Raw genomic sequence first — 14,520 nt, 5'->3', positions numbered from 1 at the left:
TCCTGCATTGAAGGCAAGACGTGCGTCGTCTCGGCGATCTCTCGATTCACAATCGCCTGCTGCTCGTAGCGCTGCTGCCGGCCGCGCTGCTCGCGACGCTGATCACCGGCCTCGTACTGTATCGAAGCACGATGTCCCTCGACGAGGCGCTGCGCGAGCGCGGGCAGGCGATCGTCAGCTTTCTCGCCCCGGCGGCCGAATACGGCGTCATTTCCGGCAACCGCGCGAACCTCTACGAACTGCTGCAGGCGGCGATCGCGCAGCGCGAGATCAGCGCGGTGGCGATCTACAACCAGGAGGGCGCGCTCCTTGCGAGCACCGGGCGCTTCAACGTGCTCGAGCCCACGGCGCTGCGGGAGATCGACGAACCGAGCACCTCGCGCGGGCCGGTGAACGTGTTCGTCGCGACCGCGCCGGTCGTCTCGCGCGGCGTCGTTTTCGACGACGCATTCAGGCCCGGCTGGTCCGCGGTAGAGCCGCCGCCGGTGCGGACGATCGGCTGGGTGTATGTCGAACTCGACAAAGGTCCGTCGCAACGCGAGAAACGTCTCGTGATCTTCGCGACCCTCGGACTCGCTCTCGTCGGTCTCGGCCTGACCGGCATCGTCGGGCTGCGGCTCGCGCGGTCGATTTCCCGGCCGGTCGCGGCGCTGGTCGAAGGGGTCGACCGAATGGCCGGCGGCGCGCTAGACGTCGAACTCGCCGAAACGGCGAGCACGGCGGAACTCGGGGCGCTCGAACGCGGTTTCAACACGATGGCGCGCTCGATCTCGGAGAGCCACCGCACGATGCAGTCGCGCATCGATGCGGCGACGGCGCTGCTCGCGCATCAGGCGCAGCACGATCCGCTGACCGGACTGCCGAACCGCCGGGCGTTCGAGGAACGGCTCGAGGAGAGCGTCGCTGTGTCGAAACGCGCCGGGGATCACTGTGCGCTGTGCTTCATTGACCTCGACCGCTTCAAGATCGTCAACGACACCTGCGGGCATGCGGCCGGCGACGAGCTGCTGTGCCGGATTGCCCGGCTGATCCGGCAGCGCGTGCGCGACCAGGACGTCGTCTGCCGCGTCGGCGGCGACGAATTCGCGCTGATCCTGCGCGGCTGCAGCCGCGCGGATGCGCTGCGCATTGCCGAGCACTTGCGCGAAGGCGTCGCGGCCTTCCGCTTTTCGTGGGAGGACCGCCTCTTCTCGATTGGCGCGAGCATCGGCGTGACCTTCATCGACGGGACCCACGCGACGGTCGCCGACCTCTTGATGGCGGCGGACAGCGCGTGCTACGAGGCGAAAAAGAGAGGGCGCAACCAGGTCGTCGAATTCACGCCGCTCGGTGACCGACCCGCGAGCGACGGTCCGGTGCGCGGCGTCGACGAAGGCTTCGAGGAGCACGTCGAACTGCATGCGCAGTCGATCGTCCCGCTCGGTCGTGCAAGCGGCGCAGCGGCGTGGCTAGAAGTCCTCCTGCGCGTGCGCGATACGGCCGGCGAACTGCGGCAGCCTACCGACTATCTCGTTCGTTTCGAAAATCGCGAAGCGCCGCTCGATCTCGATATCGGCGTCGTCGAACTCGCCTGCGCCGCCGTCGCGCAACTGGATTCCTCGGTTGCCGAAACCCACCCGGTCAGCGTGAGCCTCAACGTGAGCCGGGCGTCGATCCTCGAAGCCCCGGTGTTCCTCGCCCACCTGCGGGCCTCGCTGCACGGCAATGCGATCGCGCCGCAGCGGATCGTGTTCGAACTGCCGGTGCCGTTGGTCGACCAGTTCCCGGACGAATGCCGCAGCTTCGCGGCCGGCGCGCGGGAACTGGGCTGCCGCTTGACGCTGCAACAGCTCGACGGCGGCGGCGTGCGGCACCTGAAATCGCTCCAGCCCGATTACGTGAAGATCAGCCTGAACGCGCTGATCACGGCCTACGGCCTCGAAGCCGGCTGCAATCTCGCGCAGGCGCTCGCCGGGATGGCGGCGGCGCTGGACGTCACGCCGATCGCCTCCGAAGTCGAGGACCCGGTGCTGCTCGAGACGCTGCACGCGTTCGGTTTCGCCTACGCCCAGGGCCACGCGATCGCGTCGCCGCGGCCGATCGGCGAATGGAAGGCCCCGGTCGAGCAGCCTGCCCCGGCCGCGCGCCGCGCCATTTCCTGACACCGATCCTCGCCCGACCGTCGCGGAACCGCGGGAAGGTCACGGCGATCGCGTATACTCGCCGGCGCTTTCCGCGCGCCGAACATGCCCGTCGACCATTACGAAAACTTTCCCGTCGCTTCCCTGCTCCTGCCCGTCCGTTTACGCGAGCCGGTCGAGGCGATTTACGCCTTCGCGCGCAGCGCCGACGACATCGCCGACGAGGGCGACGCGCCGCCCGCCGAGCGCCATGCGCGCCTCGACGACTACCGCGCCGCGCTCGACGCGATCGAACGCCGGGAGCCCGCGCGCGACCCCGAACTCGCGCCGATGTTCGCCCGCCTCGCCCGCAACATCCGCGCGCACGGCCTGCCGGTCGGACTCTTCCGCGACCTGCTCGATGCCTTCACGCAGGACATCGACAAGACGCGCTACGCCGACTTAGCCGAGCTCGTCGACTACTGCCGCCGCTCGGCGAACCCGGTCGGGCGGCTGCTGCTGCATCTGTACCGCGCGGCGACGCCGGACAACCTGAGACTGTCCGACTGCATCTGCACGAGCCTGCAACTGATCAACTTCTGGCAGGACGTCGCGATCGACCGCGACAAGCGCCGGATCTATCTGCCGCTCGACGAGATGGCGCACTTCGGCGTCGCCGAGGCCGACCTCGACGCCGCGCGCTGCGATGACGCGTGGCGCGCGCTGATGGCGTTCCAGGTCCAACGTGCGCGCGCGATGATGCTCGAGGGCGCGCCGCTCGCGCGCCGGCTGCCGGGCCGGATCGGCTGGGAACTGCGCCTGATGGTGCTCGGCGGCCTGCGCATCCTCGAACGCATCGAGGCGACCGGGTACGACGTCTTCCGCCGCCGTCCGAAGCTGGGCCGTGGCGACTGGCCCCGTCTCGCATGGCGCACGCTGCGATATCCAGGAACCCGATAACCGACGAATACGGCAAGGACCTTGCGCCCGTTCGCGGTTTTCCCGCCGCGGCGAATGCCCCGAATGGACAACATCCCCTCATGACCCCCCACGAGTACTGCCAGGACAAGGCTGCGAAGAGCGGCTCCAGCTTCTATTACAGCTTCATGTTCCTGCCGCCCGAGCGAAGGCAGGCGATCACCGCGCTGTACGCGTTCTGCCGAGAAGTCGACGACGTCGTCGACGAATGCCAGGACGCACAGATCGCGCGGACGAAGCTCGACTGGTGGCGCAACGAAGTCGTGCGGGTGCATTCGGGAGAACCGACCCACCCGGTGACGCTCGCGCTGAAGGACGTCGTCGGACGCTTCAACCTGCCGCTCGAACAACTGATCGAGATCATCGACGGCATGGAAATGGACCTGATGCAGAGCCGTTACCTCGACTTCAAGGGACTGCAGCTCTATTGCTACCGGGTTGCGAGCGTCGTCGGCCTGCTCGCGGCGGAGATCTTCGGCTACCAGGACCGCCAGACGCTGAAGTACGCTCATGACCTCGGGATGGCGTTCCAGCTCACGAACATCATCCGCGATGTCGGCGAAGACGCGCGCCGCGGACGCATCTATCTGCCGATCGACGAACTGCAGCGCTTCAAGGTGCCGGCGAGCCAGATCATGGAAGGCCGCCATGACGACAATTTCCGCGAACTGATGGCTTTCCAGGCGGCGCGCGCACGGAAGTATTATGACCAGGCGCTCGACGAGCTGCCCGCGGTCGATCGCAAGAACCAGCGGCCGGGTCTCGTGATGGCCGCGATCTACCGCACCCTGCTCGACGAAATCGAGCGCGACGGTTTCCTGGTGCTCGACCGGCGCACTTCGCTGACGCCGATGCGCAAACTGTGGATCGCCGGGTCGACCTGGGTGCGGGCGTGAGCACGCGCGCCGGCGGGAAAACGTCTTCGTGAGTGGCGCCGTCGCGATCATCGGCGCCGGCTACGCCGGTCTCGCGTGCGCGGTCGAACTCGCGCGCAAGCGCGTGCCCGTCACCGTGTTCGAGCGTTCGCACACGCTCGGGGGCCGCGCGCGCGTCGTCGCGAAGGACGGCTGGCGCATCGACAACGGCCAGCACATCCTGATCGGCGCCTACACCGAGATGACGCGCCTGCTGCGCCTCACCGGCGGTTCGCCGAAAGTCCTCGCGCACCTGCCGTTGACGCTGCACACACCCGGCGGAATGCACTTGCAGGCCGTCCCGCTGCCGGCCCCGCTGCATCTGGCGGTCGGACTCTTCCGCGCGACAGGCTTGAGCTGGGCCGACCGGCTCGGAATGTTGCGGCTGATGCGCTTCCTGAGAAAGCGGCGTTTCCGCGTCGATCCGCAGATGACCGTCCACCGGCTCCTCGGCGAGACATCCCAGCCGCTCCACCTGTCGAAGCTGGTCTGGGAACCGCTGTGCGTCGCCGCGCTGAACACCCCGATCGCCGAGGCCTCGGCGCAGGTCTTCGCGAACGTGCTGCGCGACAGCCTTGCGGCGGGCGCCTCGGCGAGCGAGCTGCTGATCCCGCGCGTCGATCTGTCCGAACTCTTCCCGGTGCCCGCCGCCCGCTTCCTCGCGGTGCGCCGCGGCAAGCTGCGCACGGGCACGGCGGTCGACGCGATCCGGCGCGTGTCCGGCGGGTTTCGTCTCGACGGCGACCCCGCGAACCAGTTGTACGAGCAGGTCGTCGTCGCGACCGCGCCGCACCACGCCGGCGCGCTGCTCGCCTCGGCCGGCGACTGCGACCGGCTCGCGGCGATGATCGACGCGTTGCCCGCCGAGCCGATCACGACGGTCTACCTCGCGCTCGGCAAGTCGCAGCATCTCGCCCATCCGATGATCGGGCTTGCCGGCGGGCCCGCGCAGTGGGCGTTCGACCGCGGCCAGTTCGGCGGTCCTGCCGGCCTCATCGCGTGTGTCATCAGCGCGTGCGGCGAACACGAGGCGCTGTCGCGCGAAGACCTGCTGCTCACCGTCCACGCGCAACTCGAACGCGAATTGCAGCGTCGCCTCCCGAGCCCGGAATGGTCCCAGGTGATCACCGAAAAACGCGCGACGTTCGCGTGCCGGCCCGGCCTCGTCCGCCCGGGTCCGCAAACGCCGGTCCCCGGCCTGTGGCTTGCCGGCGATTACCTCGACTCCGACTATCCGGCGACACTGGAATCGGCGGTGCGCTCCGGCGTCGATACGGCGGCGCGGGTGCTGCGGACGCTGTCTTCGGTCGGTCGCTAATCGCGCCGCGGCTGCCGGTGTCGTGGCCGGATCAGGCGAGGCTCGTTTCCGCCAGCCGGCCCGCCTGCATGTGCAGCACGCGGTTGCAGCGCGCCGCCAGCGATTCGTCGTGCGTCACGAGAATCAACGTCGTGCCGACTTCGCGGTTGAGCGAGAAGATCAGCTCGATGATCGCTTCGCCGGTCGCCGCGTCGAGGTTTCCGGTCGGTTCATCGGCGAGCAGCAGCCGCGGGCGCGGCGCGAATGCCCGCGCGAGGGCGACGCGCTGCTGTTCGCCGCCGGACAGATGCTTCGGATAGTGGCGCAGGCGCCCGCCGAGACCGACGCGCTCGAGCCAGTGACGCGCGGCCGCCGCGGCGTCGGGAGCGCCGGCGAGTTCGAGCGGCAGCATGACGTTTTCGAGCGCGGTCAGCGCGGGCAGCAGCTGAAAGGACTGGAACACGAAGCCGACCGATTCGCCGCGCAGCGCGGCGCGCGCGTCCTCGTCGAGCGCGAAGAGTTCGGTCCCGTCGATGCGGACCGACCCCGATCCGGGCACATCGAGCCCGGCGAGCAATCCAAGCAGCGTGGATTTGCCCGAACCCGACGCGCCCACGATCGCGACGGACTCGCCGGCTCCCACAATGAACGTGACATCCTGCAAAATCTGCAGCGTTCCCTGCCCGTCGGCGAGCGCGACGCTTTTCGACAGGCCCGTCACTTCCATTACCGGTACGGAGAATTCGATGCCTCTGCTGCGATCCATGGTGATCTTCTTTGCCGTAGTTTTCTCGGGTGCCGCCCAGGCGGCGACGATACTCGTATGGGGCGACAGCCTGTCGGCCGGCTACGGCCTGAAATCGCAGGAAGCCTGGCCCACCTTATTGCAGACGCGCCTCGAACGCGAAGGGTTCCGTCATACCGTCGTCAATGCGAGCGTCAGCGGCGAAACTTCGGCTGGCGGCCGCTCCCGCCTGCCGGCCGCGCTCGACCGCCACAAACCCGACCTGCTGATCCTCGAGCTCGGGGCGAACGACGGACTGCGCGGCCTGAAGCCGAGCTTCATGGCGGACAACCTCTCCGAGATGATCCGGGCCGCACGCGAAAAAGGCGTCCGCGTCCTGCTCGTCGGCATGCAGATGCCCCCGAACTACGGTGCGGCCTACAACCAGCGCTTCCAGCAGACCTTCGCCGACGTCGCCCGCGAGCACGACGTGCCGTTCGTGCCGTTCCTGCTCGACGGCTTCGCCGAGCGCAGCGAGATGTTCCAGGACGACGGCATCCACCCGACGGCCGAGGCGCAGACGATCATCGTCGACACCGTGTGGAAGCAGCTCGTCGCGATGTTGAAGGGGTGAAATCCGCCGGGTGAGCCCTTGTCCCGGCTGTTTCCTCAACGCCGGCAATGTCGGACTTCGCGGCGCTCACTCCGACCCATGCTCTGTTTCCCGACGCCGGGAACACCGGAAACCCGGAGCCGCGACGCTCGAGCGCCGCGCCGGCCCTTCAAGCGACGCGGAGGACCGGCTCGCCGGCCTCCATCCGTCCGACGATGCGGCCGTCCGTTCCCTGCTCGGTGCGGATCGCGTCGAGAACCTCATCGACCGTTTCCGCAGCGCACGCGATCAGCAATCCCCCGCTCGTCTGCGGATCGGTGATCAGCTTGCGCTGCCATTCCTGCGCGTCGGCGCCCATCCGGACCGACTCGCCGTAGCTTGCCCAGTTGCGCGTCGACGCGCCGGTCGCGATGCCGTCGCGAACGAGCGCCAGCGCGGCGTTGATCGTCGGCAGATCGGACAACGACACCGTCGCACCGAGCCGCGAGCCGCGGCAGATTTCCAGCAGGTGCCCGGCGAGTCCGAAGCCCGTAACGTCGGTCACCGCGTGCACGCCCGGCATGGCTGCGAGCTTCGTGCCGACGCGGTTGAGCTGCGTCGTCCAGCGGATCATCTCCGCATAGCCGGCGTCGTTCAGCAGACCCTTCTTCAACCCGGCCGACAGGATTCCGACGCCGAGCGGCTTGGTCAGGATCAGCACGTCGCCGTCGCGTGCGCCGGCATTCGTCTTGACCTGCGAAGGGTCGACGACGCCGAGGCCGACGAGCCCGTAGATCGGTTCGAGCACGTCGATCGAATGGCCGCCGGCGATCGGGATGCCGGCGTCGCGGCACACCGACGCGCCGCCTTCGAGAATGCGCCCGATGACTTCGGGCGGCAGCTTGTCGAGCGGCATGCCGACGATGGCGAGCGCCATGATCGGCGTGCCGCCCATCGCGTAGACGTCCGAGAGCGCGTTCGTCGCCGCGATGCGGCCGAAATCGAACGGGTCGTCGACGATCGGCGTGAAGAAATCGGTCGTCGCGACGATCGCCTGGCGGTCGTTGAGCCGGTACACCGCGGCGTCGTCGGCGGTTTCGGTGCCGACGAGGAGATCGGGTGGAACGAGACCGGCGGGCGCGTGCGCGAGCAGTTTGGACAGCACGGCCGGCGCGATTTTGCAGCCGCATCCGCCGCCGTGGGAGAATTGCGTGAGTTTGATCTGATCCATGGATTCCAGGGGGAGAGACGGCTGTCCGGCGCGGCCGGGCGCCGCGACCAGCATGAAGAAAGGCCTCGCGACCGTAGCACAGCTGTCCGCCTTTGACGAGATCATCGACGCCCGCAGCCCCGCCGAATTCGAAGAAGACCGCATCCCCGGCGCGATCGGCTGCCCCGTGCTCGACAACGAGCAGCGCAGGATCGTCGGCACGATCTACAAGCAGCAGTCCGCGTTCGAAGCTCGCCGCATTGGCGCGGCGATGGTCGCGGAGAACATCGCGCACCACCTGCGCACCCGCTTCCAGGACAAGCCTAAAGGCTGGCGCCCGCTGGTGTATTGCTGGCGCGGTGGACAGCGCAGCGGTTCGTTCGTGACCTGGCTGCGGCTGATCGGCTGGGATGCGTGCCAGCTTGAGGGCGGGTACAAGAGCTGGCGGCGGATGGTCGTCGCCGAACTGGAAACCCTGCCGCAGCGGTTCGATTTCCGCGTCGTCTGCGGTGCAACCGGCAGCGGCAAGACGCGCGTCCTCGAAGCGCTCGCAGGACTCGGCGCGCAGGTGCTCGACCTCGAAGGGCTCGCCGCGCACAAGGGATCGGTGCTCGGCGCACTGCCCGACCGGCCGCAGCCGACGCAGAAATCGTTCGAAACGGCGCTGTTCGAAGCGCTGCGCCGCTTCGACACCGCGCGCCCGGTTTTCGTCGAAGCCGAAAGCCGGAAGATCGGCCGCATCCAGGTGCCCGAGGCGCTGATCGCGCGGATGCGGGCGAGCCGGTGCGTCGCGATCGACGCGACGCACGACGCACGCCTCGAATTCCTCGTCCGCGACTACGCCTATCTGGGCGACGACGTCTCCGACCTGCAGCGGAAGATCGACTTCCTGAAGGGTCTGCAGAGCAACGAGACGCTCGAGCGTTGGAAGGCGCTCGCCGCGGCGCACGACCTGCCCGCGCTGTTTGGGGAGTTCATCGACCTGCACTACGATCCGCTCTACCACCGCTCGCAGAACCGGAATTTCGTGCGTTTTCCGGATGCGCCGGCGTTTCCGACCAACGACCTGTCGCCCGCGGGCATTGCCGCGCTGGCGCGCGAAATTTTCGCGGCGCGCGACTCGACGCCGGTCGCGGCGCCCCGATCCGAAGCCGTCAGCCCTGACTTCCCGGCCCGGTAGGCAAGCGCGGCACCACCGCCGGATGCCGGACCGCGCAGACCCGCTGCATGACGGCGGGGCGCGGGAGCGCGACTTCACCCTGCTCGAATGCGACGATCAGGTAGCCGTCGTGCAAGCGTTCGAGCAGTTCTCCCGGACGTAGCAGGAAATCCGGGTTGCCCGGCTTGCCGAAGCGCTCGTTGCCGAGCATGAAGGTTTCGTAGATCAGCACGCCGCCCGGGACGACGCAGTCGAGCAGCTCAGCGAGGCGCGGCCGGAAAAGATAGTTGGTGACGACAATGCCGTCGAACCGCCGCCCGCGATACGGCCACGGGCCGTTCTCGAGATCGGCTTCGCTCACCTGCACGCCGGGGACCGTCGCCAGCGAAGCGAGCGCGCCGGCGTCCCGGTCGACGGCCTCGACCCGAAAGCCCCGCTCCGCGAGCCAGCGAGCGTGGCGCCCGCCGCCGCACGCGAAATCGAGTACTTCCCCTGCGGCACGCAGCAGTGGCGCGAAGCGCTCGACCCACGCGGAGGGCGTGACCGGGCCGCCGCCGAACCCGGCCGTCATCGCCGCCCCGCTTTGACCGCCAGGGAATGCCGACGGAGCGCGCCGGCTCGTGCCGGGCGGTCGTTGCGCCCCGTTGCGATGCCGCCCTCGGGCGGAAATTCATTCGACATGATGGAAGCCCCGGTTCCGTGTGAGGGACCGATTCTAGCCTCCCCGCGCCTCATCCGCGTTTCCGGGACGCAAGTCGATGGAGATCCCGAAAACCTCGCCCGCCTTCCCGCAGTGCACCAAAAAGACCCATAATCGTCGGCAATCACCCTTACCGGCATGCGGCTACCATCCGCCGAAGGGTCTGGGACAATGCCTCACGAGTTCGACCGCAGCGACTTGAAAGCCTTCCTCCAATCCTTGCTCCGCCTGCCCCGGCATTCCCGGCGATGGGTTTCGACCCTGAGCGCCTTGGCCGCTCCCGGGATCACTGTCGCCGGCTCTCCCCCGTCGCAGGAATCCTACGCGCTGCTGTGGATGGCGGCCCTGGCCGGAACGATGGCAGCCGTGCTCGCGGCCTGGCGGTACCGGGAGAGCTTGCGCACCAATCTTCTGCTGCCGACAAGGCCGCCGGAAGAACGCCTGGAGGGCTTCGAGCCGGAGGAACTCGTCGCTCTGCTCGACATTTCGTCGGACTGGTTTTGGAAGACCGACCACGAGCATCGGTATGTTCATCTGACCCCCGGCCTGCGCGACCACTCGATGATGGACCCTGCCGATTTTCTCGGGCGTCGCCCGTGGGAGATCGACAGCGAAAGCCCCCCCGACGCCTGGGAAAGCTACCGCCGCAGCATCGAGCGGCGGGAGCCGGTGCGGCTCGAAATCACCAAACACGACCGGGTCGGCGGGCGGCGGCATCTCGAACTCAACGGGCGCCCCGTGTTCGCTGGCGCGGTGTTCGTCGGCTATCGCGGCGTCGGTCGGGACGTCACGCGCAACGTGGACCTCGAACGCGCGCTGCGCGAGAACCAGGTCCGCTATCAGGAAGTCATCGAATCGATCAAGGAGGTCATTTTCCGGACCGACGCGAACGGCCGATTCACCTTTCTGAATCGCGCCTGGGAAAGGAGCTTCGGCCACCCCGTGCGGGAATCGGTGGCGACATCGATCGTCGATTACATCCACCCGGACGACCAGGACACGTTCGTGACCGAACTCGCGCGAGTGATCAGCGGGCGCGCGCCGGCCTACGCGGGCCAGTTCCGTCTGCGCAGCCGCAACGGCGAGATCCGCTGGATCGAGGCAACGGCCCACCCGGTCGGCAGGGGCGGCGGCGCGGCGGCGCCCGAGGGCCTCGTCGGCACGCTGTTCGACATCACCGTCCGCAAGATCGCGGAGATGACGCTGCGCAACCTGAACCAGGAACTCGAAGCACGGGTGAAGCTGCGGACTACCGAACTGGAGGCGTCGAACCGCGAACTCGAAGCCTTTTCGTACTCCGTTTCGCACGACCTGCGCGCGCCGCTGCGCGCGATCGAAGGCTTCGCCACCATCCTCGAAGACGAACTCTCAGACCGGCTCGACGATGAAGCGCGCGGCCATATCCTGCGTATCCGCAAGGCGAGCCAGCGCATGGCGCAGACGATCGACGATCTCCTGAAGCTCGCGCAGCTCACCCGCCAGCCGCTGCACGCGGAAACGTTCGATATGTCCGACCTCGCGGGACAGATCCTCGACGAACTGCGCGCGACAGATCCCGATCGAAAGGTCGCACTCGACATCGCCTCCGGCCTCGTCGTAACCGCCGATCGCAACCTGATGCAGGTCGCGCTCGAGAATCTCCTCGGCAACGCGTGGAAGTTCACGTCCGGCCGCGACCAGACGCGGATCTCGCTCTCGGCCGAAACGGACCGCGACCGCCAGGTCTTCTGCATCGCCGACAACGGGGCCGGGTTCGACATGGCATTCGCGAACAAGCTCTTCCGCCCTTTCCACCGCCTGCACGGCAGCACCGAATTTCCGGGAACCGGCATCGGCCTCGCAAATGTGCACCGGATCATCATGAGACATGGCGGACGGATATGGGCGACGGCCAAGCCCAATCAGGGCGCCCGCTTCTACTTCACGCTGGGGCGCTGAACCGCAGCGAACCGCTTTCGTACAAATTCTTTCCGCATCGCACCAGGACTCGATCTCCTTGCGCCGAGACTTGTGTCACAATGCACCATGGTGCACTGCAGTAAGCTTGAACTGCACGAAGTTTCGGCCACACTGAAGCACCGCTCGCAGCAGCAGGCCGGCGTGCGTCGAAACGCGTGCCGCCGGGAGTCGCAGCTCGACCCCTCATCCAGGCGACAGAACATGAAAGAAAAGCACTACCTCAGCCCCCTGCTCGAACCGAAATCAGTCGGCGTGATCGGCGCCAGCGAACGCGAATCGACACTCGGCAACGTCGTCATCCGCAACATGCTCAACGCGGGCTTCCGCGGCAGGCTGTTCGCGGTCAATCCGAAGCACGAAGCCGTGCTCGGCGTCCCGTGCTACAAGTCGGTCGAGGACGTGCCGCACCGGCTCGACCTCGTCGTCATCGCGGTGCGTGCGGACCACGTCCTCTCGATCGTCGAAAGCTGCGGGCGGGCCGGTGTCAAGGCCATCATCATCATGTCGGCCGGATTTTCGGAAACCGGGCCGCGCGGGGCGCTGCTCGAACGTCACGTCGTCGAAGCCGCACGCCGCTACCGCATCCGGCTGCTCGGCCCGAACTGCCTCGGCATCATGCGCCCGGTGCTCGGCCTCAACGCGACCTTCGCGCACGTCAGCGCGATCAAGGGCACGATCGGGCTGATTTCGCAGTCCGGCGCGCTGTGCACGTCGATCCTCGACTGGGCCGAGCCGAACAAGGTCGGCTTCTCGGCGGTGGTCTCGCTCGGCTCGTCGAGCGACATCGACTTCGGCGAAGTCCTCGAATACATGATCTCGGACCCGCGCACCGAGAGCATCATCATGTACGTCGAAGGCATCCGCGACGCGCGCCGCTTCATGAGCGCGCTGCGCGGCGCCGCCCGCGTGAAGCCGGTGCTGCTGATCAAGGTCGGCCGCCACCCCGACGTGTCGCGCGTGATCCGCTCGCACTCGGGATCAATGAGCGGCAACGACGCCGTCTTCGATGCGGCGCTACGGCGTGCGGGCGTCATACGCCTGTACAACATGGGGCAACTCTTCGCCGCGGCGAACGCGCTCTTCACGCACTTCCGCCCGCGCGGCAATCGCCTCGCGATCGTCACCAATGGCGGCGGCCCGGGCGTGATGGCCGCCGACCGCGCGGCCGACCTCGGCATTCCGCTGTCCGAGTTCACCGAAGGCACGATGGAGAAACTCAACGCGGCCCTGCCGCCCGGCTGGTCGCACGGCAACCCTGTCGACGTCCTCGGCGGCGCCGACGTAGAGCGCTATCGCAAGGCGGTGCAGGCGGTACTCGAAGGACCGAATGTCGACGGCGTGCTCGTGATGCTGACGCCGCAGGCGAACACCGACCCGACCGCGGTCGCGCAGGCCGTCGTCGAGCTCGAGAAAAACGCGGACAAGCCGGTCGTCACCTGCTGGATGGGCGAGGAACTGGTGCGCGACGGCCGCAAGGCGTTCGAGGCCGCCGGCATTCCGACCTTCCGCACGCCCGAACCGGCGGTCGAACTCTTCAGCCATATCTCGGCGTATTACCGCAACCAGAAGCTGCTGATGCAGACGCCGGCGTCGCTGTCGCATCTGAATCCGCCGAGCGTCGAGAGCGCCCGCCTCGTCATCGAGACCGCGCTCGCCGAGCGCCGCCGCGTGCTCAACGAGATGGAATCGAAGGCGCTCCTCGCCGCGTTCCGCATCCCGATTGCGCAGACGGTCGTTGCCCGCTCGGCGACCGAGGCGATGGTGCTCGCCGAGGAGATCGGCCTGCCGGTCGTGATGAAGATCGATTCGCCGTCGATCATCCACAAGGCGGATTCCGGTGGCGTGCGCCTGAACCTCGGCAGCCTCGCCGCGGTGCGCACCGCGTACCAGGAAATCCTCGAGGAAGTCCGCAAGAACAAGCCCGCCGCGGCGATCAACGGCGTCGCGATCGAGCCGATGATCCTCAAGCGCAACGGCCGCGAACTGGTTGTCGGCGTCAAGCGCGACGCGGTGTTCGGTCCGGTAATCACGTTCGGCGAGGGCGGCAACCGCGTCGTCGCGAACCGCGACCTCGAAGTCGCGCTGCCACCGCTGAACAATTACCTCGTGCGCGACCTGATCCGCTCGTCGCGCGTATCGATGCTGCTCGGCGAGTTCCGCACGATGCCGCCGGTCAACATGGAGTCGCTCGAATTCGTGCTGCTGCGCGTCTCCGAGATGATCTGCGAACTGCCGTGGATCACCGAACTCGAAATCAACCCGCTGATCGTCGACGAGAACGGCGCGGTCGCGGTCGATGCTCGCGTGACCGTCGAGAATGTCTCGCCGTCGGTCGATCGCTACGCGCACATGGCGATCCACCCGTATCCGTCGCAACTGATCACGAAGTGGCATTACGACGCGATCGAAGTCACGATCCGGCCGATCAAGCCCGAAGATGCGGACCTCGAGGTCGAGTTCGTGCGCAAGCTTTCGGCGGAGACGAAGTACTACCGCTTCATGAACACGATGCGCGAACTGCCGCCCGCGATGGTCGCGCGGCTGACGCAGATCGACTACGACCGGGAAATGGCCTTCCTCGCGACGATCCAGGAGGACGGCAGGGAGATCGAGGTCGGCGTCTGCCGTTACGCGGTCAACCCGGACGGCGAGTCGTGCGAGTTCGCGGTCGTCGTCGCCGACGAATGGCAGCATCGCGGCCTCGCGCGCAAGCTGATGGGGGTGCTGATCGAGACCGCACGCAACAAGGGCATCATGTACATGAACGGCGTGTTCCTCGCGAACAACGAGCGCATGCTCAAATTCGTGCAAGGCCTCGGCTTCCAGCTCTCGAACGACCCGGAAGACAACACCGTGAAGCTCGGCGTGTTGCCGTTGCAGGACTGAGC

General features: G+C 67.5%; 11 protein-coding genes. 8 read left to right on the top strand and 3 right to left on the bottom strand.

The window, feature by feature from the left end; translation table 11 throughout:
• Positions 1 to 20: 20 nt before the first annotated feature.
• The 4 genes from V6M37_RS16910 to hpnE all read left to right on the top strand — a co-directional run bounded on the left by V6M37_RS16910 (position 21) and on the right by hpnE (position 5,309).
• Positions 21 to 2,141, top strand: coding sequence for a diguanylate cyclase (locus V6M37_RS16910; protein ID WP_332675290.1), 2,121 nt, complete (start codon positions 21 to 23; stop codon positions 2,139 to 2,141).
• An 84-nt stretch (positions 2,142 to 2,225) separates the two neighbouring features.
• Positions 2,226 to 3,059: a squalene synthase HpnC gene (hpnC, locus tag V6M37_RS16905; RefSeq protein ID WP_332675288.1), complete on the top strand. Its 834-nt coding sequence runs from the start codon at positions 2,226 to 2,228 to the stop codon at positions 3,057 to 3,059.
• Positions 3,060 to 3,139: 80 nt separating this feature from the next.
• On the top strand, positions 3,140 to 3,973 hold the full coding sequence (hpnD, locus tag V6M37_RS16900) for a presqualene diphosphate synthase HpnD (protein WP_332675286.1): 834 nt from the start codon (positions 3,140 to 3,142) through the stop codon (positions 3,971 to 3,973).
• 28 nt (positions 3,974 to 4,001) lie between these two features.
• The gene (hpnE, locus tag V6M37_RS16895) at positions 4,002 to 5,309 is read left to right on the top strand and encodes a hydroxysqualene dehydroxylase HpnE (RefSeq protein WP_332675284.1); all 1,308 of its coding nucleotides are present in this window, start codon (positions 4,002 to 4,004) and stop codon (positions 5,307 to 5,309) included.
• 31 nt (positions 5,310 to 5,340) lie between these two features.
• On the opposite strand, the gene V6M37_RS16890 is transcribed toward hpnE, so the two are convergent.
• Positions 5,341 to 6,054 carry an ABC transporter ATP-binding protein gene (locus V6M37_RS16890; protein ID WP_332675282.1) on the bottom strand — a complete coding sequence of 238 codons (714 nt, stop codon included), beginning with the start codon at positions 6,052 to 6,054 and terminating at the stop codon, positions 5,341 to 5,343.
• Between V6M37_RS16890 and V6M37_RS16885 the strand changes: the two genes are divergently transcribed.
• Entirely contained in the window at positions 6,035 to 6,646 is a 612-nt protein-coding gene (locus V6M37_RS16885) for an arylesterase (protein WP_332675280.1), read from the top strand. The genes V6M37_RS16890 and V6M37_RS16885 overlap by 20 nt on opposite strands.
• Before the next feature lie 148 nt (positions 6,647 to 6,794).
• Here V6M37_RS16885 and selD read toward each other — a convergent pair whose 3' ends face one another.
• Positions 6,795 to 7,835, bottom strand: a complete 1,041-nt coding sequence (gene selD, locus V6M37_RS16880; RefSeq protein WP_332675278.1) for a selenide, water dikinase SelD — start codon at positions 7,833 to 7,835, stop codon at positions 6,795 to 6,797.
• A 52-nt stretch (positions 7,836 to 7,887) separates the two neighbouring features.
• On the opposite strand from selD, the gene mnmH reads away from it, so the two are divergent.
• Positions 7,888 to 8,994 (top strand): tRNA 2-selenouridine(34) synthase MnmH, encoded by a 1,107-nt coding sequence (mnmH, locus tag V6M37_RS16875; protein WP_332675276.1) that lies wholly within the window; start codon positions 7,888 to 7,890, stop codon positions 8,992 to 8,994.
• Here mnmH and V6M37_RS16870 read toward each other — a convergent pair.
• Positions 8,969 to 9,544 carry a class I SAM-dependent methyltransferase gene (locus V6M37_RS16870; protein ID WP_332675274.1) on the bottom strand — a complete coding sequence of 192 codons (576 nt, stop codon included), beginning with the start codon at positions 9,542 to 9,544 and terminating at the stop codon, positions 8,969 to 8,971. The two genes, mnmH and V6M37_RS16870, sit on opposite strands and share 26 nt — an antisense overlap.
• A 525-nt stretch (positions 9,545 to 10,069) precedes the next feature.
• Here V6M37_RS16870 and V6M37_RS16865 point away from each other — a divergent pair.
• Both V6M37_RS16865 and V6M37_RS16860 read left to right on the top strand, forming a co-directional pair.
• The gene (locus V6M37_RS16865) at positions 10,070 to 11,611 is read left to right on the top strand and encodes a sensor histidine kinase (protein WP_332675272.1); all 1,542 of its coding nucleotides are present in this window, start codon (positions 10,070 to 10,072) and stop codon (positions 11,609 to 11,611) included.
• Positions 11,612 to 11,833: 222 nt separating this feature from the next.
• The gene (locus V6M37_RS16860) at positions 11,834 to 14,518 is read left to right on the top strand and encodes a bifunctional acetate--CoA ligase family protein/GNAT family N-acetyltransferase (protein WP_332675270.1); all 2,685 of its coding nucleotides are present in this window, start codon (positions 11,834 to 11,836) and stop codon (positions 14,516 to 14,518) included.
• Positions 14,519 to 14,520 lie beyond the last annotated feature (2 nt).

It is taken from the genome of Aromatoleum sp., assembly GCF_036675785.1.
In the GTDB taxonomy this organism is placed as follows: domain Bacteria; phylum Pseudomonadota; class Gammaproteobacteria; order Burkholderiales; family Rhodocyclaceae; genus Aromatoleum.
Note: the sequence above shows the minus strand (reverse complement) of the source record. Positions and strands in the feature narration are given on the sequence as shown.

What these genes read in the sequence shown, in the direction of transcription:
- hpnC (WP_332675288.1), top strand. Translation starts at nt 2,226, where the DNA reads ATGCCCGTCGACCATTACGAAAACTTTCCCGTCGCTTCCCTGCTCCTG.
- mnmH (WP_332675276.1), top strand. Translation starts at nt 7,888, where the DNA reads ATGAAGAAAGGCCTCGCGACCGTAGCACAGCTGTCCGCCTTTGACGAG.
- selD (WP_332675278.1), bottom strand. Translation starts at nt 7,835, where the DNA reads ATGGATCAGATCAAACTCACGCAATTCTCCCACGGCGGCGGATGCGGC.
- V6M37_RS16890 (WP_332675282.1), bottom strand. Translation starts at nt 6,054, where the DNA reads ATGGATCGCAGCAGAGGCATCGAATTCTCCGTACCGGTAATGGAAGTG.
- V6M37_RS16885 (WP_332675280.1), top strand. Translation starts at nt 6,035, where the DNA reads ATGCCTCTGCTGCGATCCATGGTGATCTTCTTTGCCGTAGTTTTCTCG.
- V6M37_RS16860 (WP_332675270.1), top strand. Translation starts at nt 11,834, where the DNA reads ATGAAAGAAAAGCACTACCTCAGCCCCCTGCTCGAACCGAAATCAGTC.
- V6M37_RS16870 (WP_332675274.1), bottom strand. Translation starts at nt 9,544, where the DNA reads ATGACGGCCGGGTTCGGCGGCGGCCCGGTCACGCCCTCCGCGTGGGTC.
- hpnD (WP_332675286.1), top strand. Translation starts at nt 3,140, where the DNA reads ATGACCCCCCACGAGTACTGCCAGGACAAGGCTGCGAAGAGCGGCTCC.